The sequence below is a fragment of the Mesorhizobium sp. P2_A8 genome, from assembly GCF_056404935.1.
Genome location: NZ_JBFUDB010000008.1, coordinates 51,327 through 67,906, shown reverse-complemented (window position 1 = coordinate 67,906; position 16,580 = coordinate 51,327). Strand labels below are relative to the sequence as shown.

Annotated in this window: 13 protein-coding genes and 1 tRNA gene; 6 read left to right on the top strand and 8 right to left on the bottom strand. The window is 62.0% G+C overall.

All coding sequences use genetic code 11. The features are described from left to right. Positions 1–14: 14 nt before the first annotated feature. Complete coding sequence (locus AC1D10_RS23130; RefSeq protein WP_477275942.1) at positions 15–908, top strand: NmrA/HSCARG family protein; 894 nt, start codon at positions 15–17, stop codon at positions 906–908. Between the two features lie 91 nt (positions 909–999). On the opposite strand, the gene AC1D10_RS23125 is transcribed toward AC1D10_RS23130, so the two are convergent. After that, entirely contained in the window at positions 1,000–2,520 is a 1,521-nt protein-coding gene (locus AC1D10_RS23125) for a phosphomannomutase/phosphoglucomutase (RefSeq protein ID WP_477275940.1), read from the bottom strand. A 197-nt stretch (positions 2,521–2,717) separates the two neighbouring features. On the opposite strand from AC1D10_RS23125, the gene AC1D10_RS23120 reads away from it, so the two are divergent. Further along, positions 2,718–2,794, top strand: a tRNA-Pro gene (locus tag AC1D10_RS23120). A 642-nt stretch (positions 2,795–3,436) separates the two neighbouring features. Here the strand turns inward: AC1D10_RS23120 and AC1D10_RS23115 are convergent. Further along, positions 3,437–3,811, bottom strand: a complete 375-nt coding sequence (locus AC1D10_RS23115) for a hypothetical protein (protein WP_477275938.1) — start codon at positions 3,809–3,811, stop codon at positions 3,437–3,439. Here AC1D10_RS23115 and AC1D10_RS23110 point away from each other — a divergent pair. Next, positions 3,795–4,115, top strand: a complete 321-nt coding sequence (locus AC1D10_RS23110; RefSeq protein ID WP_477275936.1) for a hypothetical protein — start codon at positions 3,795–3,797, stop codon at positions 4,113–4,115. The genes AC1D10_RS23115 and AC1D10_RS23110 overlap by 17 nt on opposite strands. Positions 4,116–4,470: 355 nt before the next feature. Further along, positions 4,471–4,815: a hypothetical protein gene (locus tag AC1D10_RS23105; RefSeq protein WP_477275934.1), complete on the top strand. Its 345-nt coding sequence runs from the start codon at positions 4,471–4,473 to the stop codon at positions 4,813–4,815. Positions 4,816–4,841: 26 nt separating this feature from the next. On the opposite strand, the gene AC1D10_RS23100 is transcribed toward AC1D10_RS23105, so the two are convergent. The 4 genes from AC1D10_RS23100 to AC1D10_RS23085 form a co-directional block, all read right to left on the bottom strand. After that, positions 4,842–6,461 carry an ABC transporter ATP-binding protein gene (locus tag AC1D10_RS23100; RefSeq protein ID WP_477275932.1) on the bottom strand — a complete coding sequence of 540 codons (1,620 nt, stop codon included), beginning with the start codon at positions 6,459–6,461 and terminating at the stop codon, positions 4,842–4,844. A 17-nt stretch (positions 6,462–6,478) separates the two neighbouring features. Continuing rightward, a complete protein-coding gene (locus tag AC1D10_RS23095) occupies positions 6,479–7,600 on the bottom strand; it encodes an ABC transporter permease (protein ID WP_477275930.1) in 1,122 nt (373 codons plus the stop codon). Then, entirely contained in the window at positions 7,593–8,516 is a 924-nt protein-coding gene (locus AC1D10_RS23090; RefSeq protein WP_056580795.1) for an ABC transporter permease subunit, read from the bottom strand. Before AC1D10_RS23090 ends, AC1D10_RS23095 begins: the two co-directional genes overlap by 8 nt. A gap of 164 nt (positions 8,517–8,680) precedes the next feature. Further along, positions 8,681–10,273: a peptide ABC transporter substrate-binding protein gene (locus AC1D10_RS23085; protein ID WP_477275928.1), complete on the bottom strand. Its 1,593-nt coding sequence runs from the start codon at positions 10,271–10,273 to the stop codon at positions 8,681–8,683. A gap of 369 nt (positions 10,274–10,642) precedes the next feature. On the opposite strand from AC1D10_RS23085, the gene AC1D10_RS23080 reads away from it, so the two are divergent. Both AC1D10_RS23080 and AC1D10_RS23075 read left to right on the top strand, forming a co-directional pair. Beyond that, entirely contained in the window at positions 10,643–11,098 is a 456-nt protein-coding gene (locus tag AC1D10_RS23080) for a TadE family protein (protein ID WP_477275926.1), read from the top strand. Next, positions 11,099–12,865, top strand: coding sequence for a hypothetical protein (locus AC1D10_RS23075; RefSeq protein WP_477275924.1), 1,767 nt, complete (start codon positions 11,099–11,101; stop codon positions 12,863–12,865). Between the two features lie 57 nt (positions 12,866–12,922). Here the strand turns inward: AC1D10_RS23075 and bglA are convergent, their stop codons facing one another. Further along, positions 12,923–14,548: a beta-galactosidase BglA gene (bglA, locus tag AC1D10_RS23070; RefSeq protein WP_477275922.1), complete on the bottom strand. Its 1,626-nt coding sequence runs from the start codon at positions 14,546–14,548 to the stop codon at positions 12,923–12,925. Further along, on the bottom strand, positions 14,535–16,571 hold the full coding sequence (glgX, locus tag AC1D10_RS23065; protein ID WP_477275920.1) for a glycogen debranching protein GlgX: 2,037 nt from the start codon (positions 16,569–16,571) through the stop codon (positions 14,535–14,537). Before glgX ends, bglA begins: the two co-directional genes overlap by 14 nt. Between the last annotated feature and the right edge of the window lie 9 nt (positions 16,572–16,580).

Below are 16,580 nucleotides of genomic sequence, written 5' to 3'. Positions count from 1 at the left end.
AGGAGCAGACACCCATGACCAGCAAACGAAGCATTCTGGTGACCGGCGCTACGGGCCAGCAGGGCGGCGCAGTTGCGCGCGCGCTGTTGTCGAGGGGACACCGCGTCAAGGCTTTGACGCGCAAACCGGACAGCGAGGCGGCACGGCAACTGGCATCAGCGGGCGCCGATCTCGTGGCCGGCGATCTCGCTGACGCAGGCTCCGTCGTGACGGCCGCAAAAGGCGTCGACACCATGTTCCTCATGGGCAACAGCTATGAAGCCGGCCTGCAGGAGGAAACCCGCCAGGGCATCATCGCCGCCGATGCGGCGAAGGCTGCCGGCGTCGGACATCTGATCTATTCATCCGTTGCCGATGCCGACAAGATGACCGGCATCCCGCATTTCGAAAGCAAATATCTCGTCGAGAAACATGTCGTCGGGCTGGGCATCCCCTACACAATCAGCGCGCCCGTCGCGTTCATGGAGAATATCGTCGCGCCATGGTCGATCGGCGCGCTCAGCCAGGGCACCCTTGCCTTCGCTATGCCTCCCAAGCGCGTCCTCCAGCTGGTCTCCCTTGCAGACATTGGCGGCTTCGTCGCCGCCTTGGCCGAGCGGCGAGAACAGGTGTTCGGCAAGCGCTTCGATTTCGCCGGGGACGAAGTGTCCGGCGAAGAGCAGGCGAAAATCCTGTCCGAGGCCATCGGCCGCCCGATTGGCTATCAGGAAATCCCGATCGCCGTGGCCCGCCAGCAAAGCGAGGATGCGGCACTGATGTTCGAATGGTTCGACCGCGTCGGCTACGATGTCGATATCGCCGGCTTGCGCAGGGATTTTCCTGAGGTCCGCTGGCACGGTTTTGCCGACTGGGCGCGAGCGTTCAACTGGAGCGCCCTGAAACAAACAGCTTCGGCGGGCGACCGCTGAAGCGAGAGCCTGCGCCATCCCGATGGAATTGGGATGGGGTCCTATCTATTGTTCAAGCATGATCTTTTCCGAAACCGTTTTTCGGGATGCTCTAGAACGTCTGGTTGTAGGTGCCGACTTCGGGACTGCGGCGCAGGACCGCATCGACGGCGTCAAACATCTGCCGGCGGCGCTCCGACGACACCGGGCTTTCGACGACGACGACAAGCTCCGGCTTGTTCGACGAGGCGCGCACCAGCCCCCAGGTGCCGTCCTCGGCGACGACGCGCACGCCATTGACGGTGATCAGATCGATGATCTTCTGGCCGGCGAAGCTTGCGCCGTCCCGCTTCATCGCCTGAAAATCGGCGACCACCCGCTCGACCACACCATACTTCACATCGTCGGCACAATGCGGCGACATCGTTGGCGTGCCGAAAGTCAGCGGCAGCGCCCGGTAGAGATCGGCCATCGAGCTGCCGGGACTGCGATCCAGCATCTGGCAGATGGCGATGGCGGTGACCAGACCGTCGTCATAGCCGCGCCCGATCGGCGGGTTGAAGAAGAAATGGCCTGACTTTTCGAAACCGGCGACGGCGCCAAGCTCGGCGACGCGGCGCTTGATGTAGGAGTGGCCGGTCTTCCAGTAGTCGGTGACGGCGCCGTTGGCGCGCAGCACTGCGTCGGTGTTGAACAGGCCGGTCGACTTGACGTCGACGACGAAGGTCGAGCCGGGATGCAGCAGCGAAATATCGCGCGCGAGCATGACACCGACCTTGTCGGCGAAGATTTCGTTGCCTTCATTGTCGACAACGCCGCAACGGTCGCCATCGCCGTCGAAGCCGAGCCCGACATCGGCCCCGGTTTCCAGCACCTTGTCCCTGATGGCATGCAGCATCCGCATGTCCTCGGGGTTGGGATTGTAGCGCGGAAAGGTATGGTCGAGCTCGACATCGAGCGGGATCACCTCGCAACCGATGCGCTGCAGCGCTTCCGGGGCAAAGGCGCCGGCGGTGCCGTTGCCGCAAGCGGCGACCACTTTCAGCTTTCGCGTGATGCGCTTTTCCCGGGTCAGGTCGTCGAGATAGGTAGCGCGAAAATCGCGGACGAAATCATAGGAACCGCCGCCGGCCAGATCGAAGTCGCCGGCAAGCACGATCGCCTTCAAGGCGCTCATCTCTTCCGGACCAAAGGTCAGCGGCCGCGCCGCGCCCATCTTGACGCCGGTCCAGCCATTCTCGTTGTGCGAGGCGGTGACCATGGCGACTGACGGCGTATCCAGCGCGAACTGGGCGAAGTAGGCCATCGGCGACAGCGCCAGGCCGATATCCCTAACTCGCGCGCCGACCGCCATCAGCCCGGACACCAGCGCCAGCTTGATCGACAGCGAATAGGAACGGAAGTCATGTCCGGTGACGATATCCGGCCCAACGCCAAGGCGGCGGATCAGCGTGCCGAGCCCCATGCCGAGCGCCTGGACGCCGATCAGGTTGAGTTCGGGTGGTATCTCCGAGCCCGGATGGCCGAACCACCAGCGCGCATCATATTCGCGGAACCCGGACTGTTTGATCAGCGCCGAGGTTTCAAACTCGAAGCTGTTGGGTCGGGCCTCGCCAACGATCCTGGGGGTCAAGACTGAAAACTCCAAGCGGCTGGAACACGGTTTGTCGGAATGGTGGTTACCACACAAGCCTTTAAGTCGTGTTTATCCCTAAAGAAAATCCGGCCGCCGGCAAGGCGCGCGGCGAAAGCTGATGAAATGCGACAGAAGTGCTGCCATTGCCGCTTGCAGGAACGAAGTACGGCGGCTATAAGCCCGCGGTCTGGTCACGGAGTGTAGCGCAGCCTGGTAGCGCACCTCGTTCGGGACGAGGGGGTCGCAGGTTCAAATCCTGCCACTCCGACCAGAAAAAACAATGTGTTAGCGCATCCCGACTTTGGCGCCCCGACCTGAAACAATCGTGAGATGACTTTCCCGGTGACACAGACCTAGCCGTTGTCTTGTGACGCACATATCCGTTGCCGACGAGCTTGAGAACGCTACGCATTGCCACAGCAGCAGTGATCTTCCTGCCACCGTGTCCATCTTCGGCCGACAGCCCGCGGCGCTTTCGTGGTGTCGCTTCGGGTCAGAGTTCGCGTCGCGCTTATCGGAGTCCGAAAAAGCTCAATATCGCTATCACGATGACCACCGCGCCAACAAGCCAAATGATATTGTTCATGATCTATCTCCTGTTGCCTTGAGAAAGCCCGCGCCTCCGGCGGAGAATGCGAGCCCGACCAGCCTTTGCCGGCTGATCTTCAGCGGACATCAAGCCATGATGTCGCCTGTGAGGAATAGAACCGTTAGGCAGGCCTAATGTTCCACGGGTTGGCGAGATCAAGAGATGGCCTGGTGATTTGCCTTTGTATTAGCTGCGGCGCATGCTTATGCCGACGGCGGTAACAGGAATGCCGGCCACGCCCGGAGCATCATGCATAAATTGGTTCTCACAACAGCAGTTGCGCTTGCCTGCACCTGCGCGCCCTCCCAGGCGGACGACGAGCGTTCATGCAAAATAGTGGCGGCGGCAGCGCAGCTCTCTGGAAAGACCAACTGTAGCGAAGGCGATGTCGCTGCTATCTCTGGCATGAGCAGCAAAGAACTGCCGGATGCAGTAGCCAGATATTGCGATTTTTGGGGGCAGATCGTTGTGCTGCCTGATGTGAGCGAGAACGATGCGTCTAGACGCATCGTTCTTTGCAAATACCACAAGCGAGAGGCAGCCCCTGCCCAGCCCTAGGCGGTGCGATCGCGCGTTCTTCGACTTGCGAAAAGTGTTCTGGCTGGCCATGGGAGGACCGGAACCAAAGTGACCAGAGGCAGTTATCCAGACGAAGGGCAAATTGAGAAATGGAGAAACTGCAATGAAAACAATGGTCATGTGCGCGTTGGCGCTTTCCATGGGATTGCCGGCCATGGCTTCGGCCGCCGAAGCCGATGTGGTCATCAGAACCCACCATCGACACCACAACAACGTCAAGATCATCAACGAGGACGGCCAGCGCTTGCACCACCGCCGCCACGGCGCAATTGCGTTCTATGACCATGGGCGCCGGCATCATCGTCAAGACACCGTCGTCGTAAGCCGGCATCATCGCCGAGACACCGTCGTCGTGACAGGCTCCGTTTCCACTCATCGTTACCACCGCCACCACCCCGTGGTGATCGAAAACGACGGTTACTGATCGCCGACCGCCGGCCCGGCTCCTGGGAGTCGGGCCTCGTGGACCAGCAGACCGCGGCGGACCACTGAACGACCTTCTCCAAGTCGCAGACCAGCAAAGGAAAAGCCCGCCCCGGCGTCAGCTGAGACGGGCTCTCTCCGTTTGCCAGTGGTTGATTTGAAGCACTCGACGGACACTAACTACGAATGATCGAGAGCGTTCCCGCTGGGCAGGAAACCCGGCGTCAGTTGATGCGACCATGGGCTCGTCTCATGGGTTCCGGAGCGATCGGAAACTTTGACGAAGGTGGCCGTCGGCTCTAGGTAGGTCGATGCATATGATAGAGCCAGTGAAACGGCGATGCCGGAGTGTGGACATGAATTTGAATTCAACGGCAGCCTCGCTACCGGCTCTTGTGATCGCGCTGTTTCTCGTCGCCGGCTGTTCATCGATCGGCAGAACCGTTGATCCGGCCAAATACGACAGCATGAGCTGCACCGAGCTCAACAGCGCGCTGGGAGACATCGCCCGTAACATTTCGCAAACCGCGATCACCCGCGGCAAGGTCGCGAGCACCAACGTACCGCGCTGGCTGCTAGGCGGCTCGCGCGTGAAGGGCGCGGTCACCGACCGTGAAACGGCCAGGATCGAGCGGCTGAAACAGCAGGAAGAGGCTATTGCCAGCACAAGAGCGCGCAGATGCACGTCGCTGTCGCAATGAGCCTCATCTCAACCCGATAGAGGCGCTCAGGCGCTCAGGCGAAAACGCGTGACGTCGATCGCAGCGGCCATCAGCGTCTGTGTGTAGGCGTGCTGCGGGTTGCTGAAAATCGCTTCGGTCGGCCCCTCCTCGACGATCTTGCCTTGCTTCATGACGATGATGTAGTCGGCCATGGCGCGCACGACCGACAGATCGTGGCTGATGAACAGGTAGGACAGTTCGTGGTCGGCCTGCAGCTTGCGCAGCAATTCGACGATCTGTTTCTGCACCGAGCGGTCGAGCGCGGAGGTCGGCTCATCCAGCACCACCAGCTTGGGCTTCAGGATCATGGCCCGTGCAATGGCGATGCGCTGCCGTTGCCCGCCGGAAAATTCGTGCGGGTAGCGGTTGCGTGCGTTGGGATCGAGGCCGACTTCGTTCAAGGCCTCGACCGCGCGTTGATCGCGCTGCTTGCCCGAAAGGTTCGGCTCATGCACCAAAAGCCCTTCGGTAATGACCTGGCCGACGGTCATGCGCGGCGACAGCGAGCCGAACGGGTCCTGGAAGACGAGCTGCATCTGGCGCCGCAGCGGCCTCATCGCCTGTCGGTCGGCCTGGGAAATGTCGCGATCACCAAAACGAATGAGCCCGTCACTCGGCAACAGCCGCAACAAAGCGCGGCCGAGCGTCGATTTGCCCGAGCCGGATTCACCGACAATGCCGATGGTCTGGTTGCGTTGCAGCCTGATCGAAATGTGGTCGACGGCGCGCAGCACCAGCGGCTCGCCAGCGAGAAACCCGCCGCCGATCCTGAATGTCACTTCGACATTCTTGCCTTCGAGCAGAACAGGGGCATTGGCAGGCGGTGGCGCCTTGCTGCCGGTCGGCTCGGCCGCCAGCAGCATTTTCGTATAGGCGTGCTGCGGGTTGACGAAGATGGATTCCGCCTCTCCCTCTTCGACAACCTCGCCCTGGCGCATGACATAGACGCGGTCGGCGAAACGCCGGACAATGCCGAGATCGTGGGTAATGAACACGATCGCCATGCCGAGCTTGCGTTGCAGTTCGGCCAACAGCATCAGAATCTGCGCCTGGATGGTGACGTCGAGCGCCGTCGTCGGCTCGTCGGCGATCAATATGTCGGGGTCGTTGGCGAGCGCCATGGCGATCATGACGCGCTGCCGCTGGCCGCCCGACATTTCGTGCGGATAGGATTTCATCCGCCGCTCGGGATCGGGGATATGCACGAGGCGCAGCAGCTTGAGCGCCTCTTCGTGCGCCGCGGCGGCATTCAAGCCTTGATGCCGGCGGATCGGTTCGATCAACTGGTTGCCGATCGAATAGAGCGGATCGAGCGAGGTCATCGGCTCCTGGAAGATCATGCTGATCTTGGCGCCACGGACCTTGTTCAAGTCGGATTTGCTCAATGTCAGGAGGTTGCGGCCGCGATAGTCGACACTGCCGGTGGCTTCACCATTCGATGCCAGCAGGCTCATCGCCGCCATCATGGTCTGGCTCTTGCCGGACCCGGATTCGCCGACGACGGCGACGGTCTCGCCCGCGTTGACGTGGATGTTGATGCCTTTCACCGCCTCGACTGCGCCGTCGAGCGTGCGGAAGCGGACGCGCAGGTCCTTGACGCTGAGGATCGTTTCGGAAGCAGCCATCTTAGCGATTCCCATCTTTATCGATCTCTCGGGTCGAGCGCGTCGCGCAGGCCGTCGCCAACGAAATTCAGGGCGAACAGCGTCGAGACGAGGAAGAAGGCGGGGAACAGCAGCAGCCAGTTGGCGGTGCCGATGTTCTTGGCGCCGACCGAGATCAGCACACCCCAGCTGGTCATCGGCTCCTGCACGCCCAGCCCGAGGAACGACAGGAAACTCTCGAGGATGATGACCTGCGGCACCAGCAGCGTCATGTAGATCACCACCGGGCCGAGCAGGTTGGGAATGACGTGGCGCAGCAGGATGCCGCGCTGGCCGACACCCATGGCTTCCGCCGCCTGGACATATTCCTGGCGGCGGATCGACAGCGCCTGGCCGCGCACGATGCGCGCCATGTCGAGCCACAGCACGGCGCCGACGGCCAGGAACATCAGCACGAAGTTGCGGCCGAAGAACACCACCAACATGATGACGAAGAAGATGAAGGGCAAGGAATAGAGCACGTCGACGATGCGCATCATCACCTCGTCGATCTTGCCTCCAGAAAAGCCGGCGGCGGCGCCATAGACCACGCCGATGACCACCGCCACGACGCCGGCAAGCAGGCCGATGGCCAGTGAGATGCGCCCGGCCATCAACGTGCGCGAGAGCAGATCACGGCCGGTGTTGTCGGTGCCGAACAGAAAATACTGCTGCTTGACCGAAGCGCTCATCGTCACTTCGAGGCCGTCGGGCGACTTGCTCTCGATCTTGGTGTCGTCGAAGGCGTCGGAACGGTCGAGATAGCGTATGTTGCGGTCGTCGATCGGTTTGGTCGACTTGACGGTGACGAAGACCTGATTGCCTTCCTGCCGCCACTCCTTGATGTCGACCCGCATGCGCTTGATCGCTTCGGTGAGCGCCGTCTCGATCATGTCGGGTTTTGGGTATGCCGAAAAGCTTGGCGGCATGCGCACATAATCTGCATAGATGGTCGTGTATTGATGCGGCACGAACCATGGCCCGAACACGCTGACGATACCGATCAGGGCGAGGTAATAGAGGCTGAACATGGCGGCGCGGTTGGCCTTGAGGCGCGCCCAGGCATCACCCCAGAGCGAGCGGCCGACGACGGCGGGAGCTGTGGCTGCAATGTCAGTCATAGCGCACCCTCGGGTCGACGACCGCGTACATGACGTCGACGATCAGGTTGAAGACGATGGTGAAGATGGCGATCACCACCACCGTTCCCATCACCAGCGTGTAGTCGCGGTTGAGCGCGGCATCGACGAAATAGCGGCCGACGCCAGGTATGGAGAAGATGGTCTCGACGATGACCGAGCCGGTCAGCAGTGCCGCCGCCGCCGGGCCGGTGAAGGAGACGATCGGCAGGATGGCGCCGCGCAACGCGTGCTTGACCACCACCGACCAGTCGGAGAGGCCGAGTGCGCGTGCCGTGCGGATATGGTGGGATCGCAAGGATTCGATCATCGAGCCACGCATCAGCCGGGCGACGATGGCGATCTGCGGCAAGGCAAGCGTCAGCACCGGACCGACCTTGTTGATGAAGGCGCCATCACCCCAGCCACCGATCGGCAACAGTTTCCAGGTCAGCCCGAACAGGAGCTGGATCACCGGCGCGATCACGAAGGTGGGGATGGTGCTGCCGGCGGTCGCCAGCGCAATCACCGTATAGTCGCCCAGCTTGTTCTGGTTGAGCGCGGCTATGGTGCCGAGCACGGAACCGAGCAGAAGTGCAAGGACGAGTGCCGAGGCGCCGAGCTGGACCGAAATGGGCAGGCCCTTGGCGAACAGTTCGGTGACGGTGAAATCCGGCATGTTGTAGCTCGGACCGAAATTGCCGCGCAGCAGATTGCCGAGATAGTGAACGAATTGCAGCCAGAGCGGGTCGTTGAGCCCGAACTGGGCTTCGAGATTGGCCCTGATCTCGGGACTCAGCCCCCGCTCCTGGTTGAATGGGCCGCCTGGCGCGACGCGCATCAGGAAAAACGCCATGGTCACGATGACGAACAGCGTCGGAATGGCGGTCAGAAGCCGCCTTAATACATATCGCAGCATCGGTGCCCCGCTTGATCCAGAGCAGCGCGCGTCCAGCTGGACGATTGCGCTCTAGCCTTCAAATCTTCGCACCGAACTTTCCGAAAATCGATTCCGCTTCCCGGGCCGATGCGATGGCAAACCAGCGCCGCCGCGCACTCAGTGCGCGGCGGCTTGGCCAGGGATCAGTCCTTGCTGACGAAGCGCGACGGATGCACGTCCATCACATTGTCGACGAAGCCATGCAGCTTCGAGGAAACGATATCGTGGTAGCTGTAGTAGAGAAGCGGGATCTGGCCGACATCGTCGACGAGAATGCGCTCGGCCTCGGCGAGCTCCTTCATGCGCTCTTCGGGCTTGCCGCCGGCGGCGGCAGCCTTGTCCATGGCCGCTTCGTATTTCGGGCTGTTGTAGTCCGAATAGTTGTTGCCGCTGGCCTTGCGGGAGATGCCGAGGAAGGTCTCGGGATCCTTGTAGTCGGCGATCCAGGCGGCACGCGCCACGTCATAGTCGCCCTTCTGCTCGAGGAAGGAATAGTGGGTCTTGGTGTCGGTGTTGAGCAAGGTGACGTCGACGCCGAGCGGCTTCAACTGTTCCTGGATGGCCACGGCGGTGTTCTTGTGGTTTTCCGAGGTGTTGTAGCGGATCTCCATCTTCAAAGGATGCTCGGGCGTATAGCCGAGTTTCTCGAGGATCTTCTTGGCTGCGTCCTCGCGGTCGATCTGCGGCATGTCGGCATATTTGGCCAGTGCCGGCGTGTAGCCTTCGATGCCGGGAGGCACCATCGAATAGCCGGGCAGCATCGAATTCTGCCAGACTTTTTCGGCCAGGAAGTCGCGATCGATCGCCATTGAGATGGCATTGCGCAGCTCGACATTATCCCAAGGGGCCTTGTCGGTCTTGATCGCATAATAGTAGGTGCCGAGATACGGTCCGACGTGGATCTGATCGCCGAACTTGGTCTTGAGGTCGGCGAGCTGTTCCGTCGGGAGATCGTCATAGCTGTCGAGTTCGCCGGCCTCGAAGCGCTTCATCGCCGATGAGCGATCTTCGGTCGGAATGTAGTTGACCACGTCGAACTTGACGCTCGCGGCGTCCCAGAATTTCGGATTCTTGACCAGTTTCATGTGGTCGTTGGGGACCCACTCGGCGAGCGTATAGGCGCCGTTGGAGACCAGTTTGCCGGGCTTGATCCAGTCGGCGCCAAGCTTTTCGATGGAGGCCTTGTTGACCGGATAGGTCGCCTGGTGGGTCAGCATCTCCAGGAAGTAAGGCGTCGGTGCCTTCAGCGTGACTTCGAGAGTATTTGCGTCAATCGCCTTGACGCCCATATCCTCCGGCTTGCCCTTCTTGGTGTTGACTTCCTCGGCGTTCTTCACGGGATAGAGCATGGAGGCGTATTCGGCACCGGTCGCCGGATCTTCCAGTCGGTGGAATGCGTAGACGAAGTCTTCTGCCGTCACCGGGCTGCCATCCGACCACACGCCGTCCTTGCGCAGCTTGAACGTATAGACGGTGCCATCATCCGATACTGTCCAGCTCTCGGCGGCACCTGGAATGAGGTTGGCTTTCTCATCCTGCATGACCAGGCCCTGGAACAGGTCGCGCAAGACATTGGCTTCGTAGACCGTCGAGGTCTTGTGCGGATCGACGGACTCCGATTCGGCGGCGGTGCCACGGTTGTAGACGGTCTCGGCGAAAGCCTGCGTGTAGAACGTGCCGGCGGCCAGCGTCATGGTGGTGGCGAACACCGTCGCCTTCAGCATGTTTTTCAGCATGAAGTTCTCCCTGTTGGCGCAGCCGTCGGCGCGCCTTTACGTGTTGACGCCCCGGAGCCGATATCTGACCCCTTTGAGCGCGCCGCCGGTTCCCTTCCAGCGGCTGGTGGCCAAACACTAACGCGGAGAATTTTTATTTCAACAGACTCTCTGGGTCACCCAAAGTAAGGCGGGACGAAAGCTGTGCCGTGACGGCCGAAATACCAGCCGAAACCAGAAGCTTGACTTGGTTTCCTCACCTCGACGCCATTTTGCGGCGAGAATCCGTGGCCGCGCCAGTTTGCCGGAATGTGTTAATGCGTTCTTAAGCAACCATAGGTTACATTACGACTACCTTCTATACGCTTCTATCTCAGACGCATGGCGGTCATGAGTAACAAGGCAAGTAAATTGTCCAAAATTCGCCAAGCAACGCAGAAATTTCAAGAAGAATCAGGAACTTCGGCTGTCGAATTCGCCTTGCTCTCTCCCGTTTTCGTCGTCCTTCTGCTCGGAATGGTTGCATACGGTATATATTTCGGCGCCGCCAACTCGGTCCAGCAGATCGCGGCCGATGCGGCCCGCACTGCAATTGCCGGACTGAACCAGACCGAGCGCCAGACGCTCGTAGCCAGCTTCGTCACCAACAATGCCGGCGGATATCCCTTCGTGGATGTCAGCAAGTTGACCTACCAGGCCAATGACAGCACGGCCGACGGAAGCCAGTTCGTGGTGTCCATCCAGTACGATGCCCGCAACCTGCCGATCTGGAACCTCTTCCCGGGCATAGCCATGCCGGGAAGCACGATCAAGCGCCAGTCAACGATACGGGTCGGGGGCATCTGAATGCTGCTGCGGGCGCGCGATGGGATCGGCCGGCTCGCCCGGTTGATGCTGGGCGACAGACGAGCGAATTTCACCGTCATGACGGCATTGAGCGCGCCGGTCGCGCTGGCGCTGGCCGCAGTGGCCATCGACGAAGCCTCGATCTACACCGAGCGCCGCGAAGCACAGGCCATGGTGGACCTGGCGGCGATCACCGCTGCCTCGAACATCACCAACGTCGAGACCGCTGTCGTGACCACGCTGACCGACAACGGCATGCCGGGGGTTGTCGTGCAGGGCTCGGGACAGACGATCGCGCCAGCCGTCGGCAAAACGGTCGTGTCGGTCACGCGCGGGCGCTACGCAGCATCCGGCGCCAATGTCAGCCAGCGCTTCCAGGCCGGCGTGACACCCTACAATGCCGTGCATGTCACGCTGAAAAAGATCCCCGTCCGCTATTTTGCGAGTTCGCTGATCCCCTCTCCCGTCATCGGCACCGATGCCACCGCCAGCATGACACCGCAGGCGACGTTCTCGGTCGGGTCGAGGCTCGCCAGCGTCAATGGCGGCATTCTCAACGCGCTGCTCAGTGGACTTCTCGGCGGCAACATCTCGCTTAGTGTCATGGATTACAACGGGTTGATCTCGGCCGATGTCAGCGTGTTCTCGTTTATAGACGGCCTTGCCACACAATTGAGCCTGACCGGCGTCACTTATTCGGATGTGCTGGCATCGAAGGCGACCGTCGGCCAGATCGCCACGGCCATGGCCAACGTGCCCGGGCTTGGCAATACGGCCAAGGTGGCGCTGCAGTCGATCGCGTCCAAGTCGACCAGCACTTTCAAGATCCCGCTCAACAAGCTCGTCGATCTCGGCTCCGTCGGCAGCCTGGCGCTTGGGCAAAGACCAGCCGGCCTTGGAGTGGACGCCAGCGCCATGGGCATGCTGACCGCCGCCGCCGTGCTGGCGAACGGTACCAGCCAGGCTCAGGTCAATCTCGGAGCCACCGTACCCGGGCTTCTGTCCACCGCACTTACCATTGCCATTGGCGAGCCTATGCAATCTTCGCCGTGGCTCGCGGTCGATGGCATCGGAACCGTGGTGCGCACCGCTCAGACGCGCATCAAGCTGGTAGCCACCGTCGGTGTCGGCTCGCCCGGTCTCGGCGGCGGTATCAGCCTTTTGGCCGTCAATCTGTCACTCAATGTTGAAGTCGCGTATGCCGAAGCCAAACTGACCGACATCACCTGTCCGACCGGGCCCTCCAGCATCAAGGTTTCCATCGCCGCGCATCCAGGCATTGCCTCGCTGCATCTGGCCAACAGCAACAGTTCAGGCTTCGCCGACTTCAGCCAGCCGCAGACCTTCACCGACGCGGAGATCGCGGATGTCAGCCTCAGACTGCTGCTGATCAACATTCCGCTGATACAGGTGATGGGTTCCGCCGCGACCGCGATCACCAACAACAGCCCGACGACGCTGACCTTCGATGCGACCGACATCGCCAACAAGACGATCAAGACCGTTTCGACGCGCAACATCTCGCAGTCGCTCACCACATCGCTGATCAACAACCTGTCGCTATCGGTCAATGCGCTTGGTCTCGGGATCGATCTGACCGCCCTGCTCGGAACGGTCAAGCCAGCAGTCGTGGCGGTGCTGAACGGCGTATCGGCGCCGGTCGACGACCTGCTCTATAACGTGCTTTCGGCGCTGGGAGTCGGCGTCGGCCAAGCCGATGTGCGTGTCACCGGCGCGACCTGTGGACGCTCGGTTCTCGTTCAATAGGGCACTTGCAGCCAAGTGGGATCACTTGCCTGCAAGCCCCGCGGCCGAAGCACTGAATCAACCGAGCTGACCAAGGAAAAACCCGAGCTCGGGCAGCGCGAGCTTGCTCTCTTCAACAACCGCCGTGCCGCCGACAATGGAAGCGACAGCTCCGATATCCGCCGGCAATGGCCAATTCCCCGGATCCCCGGCGAAGTTGAAGACACAGAGCAGCCTCTCACCGCCGCCTTCCCGGATAAAGGCGAGAATTTCGCCCTCCGCATCGAGAAACCGGATCGAACCGCTGACCAGCGCCGGATGCTCCCTGCGCAACGCCAGCGTGGCCCGATAGGACGCGAGCACCGAGGCGTCGTCAGTGTTCTGGACGTCGACCGCGCGGGCGCGTTGGCTGGCAGGTATCGGCAGCCACGGCTTGGCCGTGGAGAAGCCTGCATTGTCGGCGCCGGCCTCCCAGACCATTGGCGTGCGACAGCCATCCCTGCCCTTGACGCCCGGCCAGAAGCGGATGCCAAAGGGATCGCGCAGATCCTCGAAGGCGAGTTCCGCCTCCTCCAGGCCGAGTTCCTCGCCCTCGTAAAGGCAGATCGATCCGCGCAGGCAGGAGAGCAGCACGATCGAGAATCTTGCGACCGTGTCGGGATCGCTGCCCGGCCTTGTCCAGCGGGTGACATGACGCACCACGTCATGGTTGGAGAAGGCCCAGCAGACCCAGCCATCGGACACGGCTGCCTCGAAGGCTTCGACGCAGCCACGCACATGCGCCGCCGAGAATTGTGCGCCAAGCAGATCGAATGTGTAACACATATGGAGCTTGTCGCCGCCGGTGGTGTAGGCGGCGAGCGTCTGCAGCGAGCGGCCTTCATCGCCGATCTCGCCGACGGCGGTGCGGTCCTGGTATTCGTCGAGCAACGCCCTGAAACGCTTGAGGAACGCCAAGTTTTCCGGCTGCGTCTTATCGAACAGGTGTTCCTGGTAGAGGTAGGTGTTGGTCTCGCTGTTGGTGCCGGCAACGCTTGACGCCAGGGGTGGATTGCTGCGCAGCCAGCGGTCGTGGACATAGTAGTTGACCGTATCGAGCCGGAAGCCGTCGACGTCACGCTCGAGCCAGAACCGCACCGTTTCCAGAAGTGCGTCCTGGACCTCCGGATTGTGGAAGTTCAGGTCCGGCTGCGAGGCAAGGAAATTGTGCATGTAATATTGCCGGCGGGTCGAATCCCATTCCCAGGCCGGGCCGCCGAAGACGGACAGCCAGTTGTTGGGCGCGCCGCCATCGGGCTTCGTGTCGGCCCAGACATACCAGTCGGCCTTGGGGTTGTCGCGGCTGGCACGGCTTTCGACGAACCAGTCGTGCCTGTCGGATGAGTGCGACAGCACCTGGTCGATGATGATCTTCAGGCCGAGCCGGTGCGCCTCGGCCACCAGCGCATCAAAGTCCGCAATGGTGCCGAACATCGGATCGACATCCTGATAGTCCGACACGTCGTAGCCCATGTCGGCCATCGGCGACTTAAAGAAGGGCGACAGCCAGATGGCGTCGACACCGAGCGAGGCGACATGAGCCAGCCTCGACGTGATGCCGCGCAGATCGCCGCTGCCGTCACCGGTCGTATCCTGGAAAGAGCGCGGATAGATCTGGTAGATGACGCAGCCGCGCCACCATCCGGCCTTGTCAGCTGCCGCCATTGCGCTTCTCCCTTGTGCCGGCTTGCGTGGCTATCCGTTCGATCATGAAGATCACCGTCCGCCCCGGCACCGGCCGCGCTATGTCCATCGTCTCGCCTGTTTCGAGGGCTGGCGCCCAAAAAGACCCATCGCGCTCGGGCAAGGAGAACATGCAGGCTCGTCGATCACCGTTGATGAGCACCGCAAGACGGGGCTGATCATCGCTGGCGCCGCCCAGAATCATGACAAGGCGGTGCCGCTGCGGATCCTGCCAGCTCTGCTCGTCGAGCGGCGCGCCTGTCTCGGTCAGCCATGCGACATCAGGCATGTCGGCACCAGCTGATGGCAGGCCAGTGAGGAAGCGCGTGCCGGAGAGCGCCGGCACCGCATGGCGCAGCGTCGAGAGCCGCGCCGTGTACTGCTCCAGCGCCTGGTCGCGCGCTGCCCAGTCGAGCCAGGTGATCTCGTTGTCCTGCGCATAGGCGTTGTTGTTGCCCTTCTGGGTGCGGCCGAATTCGTCGCCGGCCGTCAGCATGATGGTGCCGCGCGAGGCAAACAGCGTGGCGAGCAGCGCGTGCTGATCAATCCGGCGAGCCGCCACCACGGCCGGGTCGCCCGCATCGCCCTCGACACCATTGTTCCAGGACAGGTTCTCGTTGTGGCCGTCGCGGTTCTGCTCGCCATTGGCCTCGTTGTGCTTGCGCTCATAGCGCACGATGTCGGCCAGCGTCATGCCGTCATGGGCGGCGATGAAATTGACCGTGCGGCTGGCGCTTTGTCGCTTCGTGGCAAACACATCGGACGAACCGGCAAGCCGGGTTGCCAACGCGCCGATCTTGCCGGCGTCGCCGCGCCAGAAGCGCCTGACATCGTCGCGGTACTTGTCGTTCCATTCGAGGAAAGGCGGTGGAAAATTGCCGAGCTGATAGCCGTCCGGGCCAATGTCCCAGGGCTCGGCGATCAACACGCGATCGCCCAGCAGCGCGTCCTCGCGCATCGCTTTCAGCAACGGCGCCTCGGCGTCGAATGTCCCTTCGACCCGCCCCAAAATGGGTGCCAGGTCGAAGCGGAAGCCATCGACGCCGGCATCCCGGACAAAATGGCGGAGCGTGTCGAGAACCATTTCCTGGACGATTGGGTGGTCGCAAGCCACCGTGTTGCCGGTGCCGGTGTCGTTGGCCAGCCTGCCGTCCGGTGTGTGCCGGTAATAGGCCTGGCTGTCGAAGCCACGCAACGACAGCGTCGGCCCGAGTCGGTCGCTCTCGCCGGTGTGGTTGAAGACGAGGTCGAGGATGACGCCGATGCCGGCCTCACGCAGCGCGGCGACCGCGTTTCGCAAGTCCATGATGCCGCCTGGCGCAAGGCGAGGATCAAGCGCCATGAAGGTGACGGGATTGTAGCCCCAGGCGTTGCGCAGTCCGAGCGGCGGCAGATGCCGCTCATCGATCGACGCCGTCCCCGGCATCAGTTCGACAGCGCCGACGCCGAGTTTTTTCAAGTGCTCGATAACCACCGGATGAGCGATCGCAGCGACCGTACCGCGCAGCTCTTCGGGAACCTCCGGATGCAGCGTGGTGAAGGCGCGCACCGGAATTTCGTAGATCAGACCACCGGTTCGGAAGAGCGGCGGCGCAGCCTGCACAGGGTTCGGCAGGGCTGCGGCAATCGCCTTCGGCATCAGCGGCGCGGTATTGGCCCCCTCGCCCCGGCGCTGGGCTAGCCGCCAGTCATAGGCGTAGGGCCTGTCGATCCCGACGGCATAGGGATCGATCAGGAGCTTGTCGGGATCGAACCACAGCCCGCGCTCCGGTGCGTAGTCGCCATCGGCGCGAAACCCGTATCGAGTGCCGGGGCCAAGGCCAGCGACGAACCGCGCATGCACGCCCTCGCCTTCCGCCTGCAGCTCAAGCCGTTCGATTTCCCGGTTGCCCTGCTCGTCAAAAATCGAGACCCACAACCGGCGGGCGGCCTGCGACCATGCGGCAAAGCGAATGCCGCCCTCCGAAACAAGTCCGCCAAATCGCGGCCGCTGATCGGCCGGCATCGCAGATTT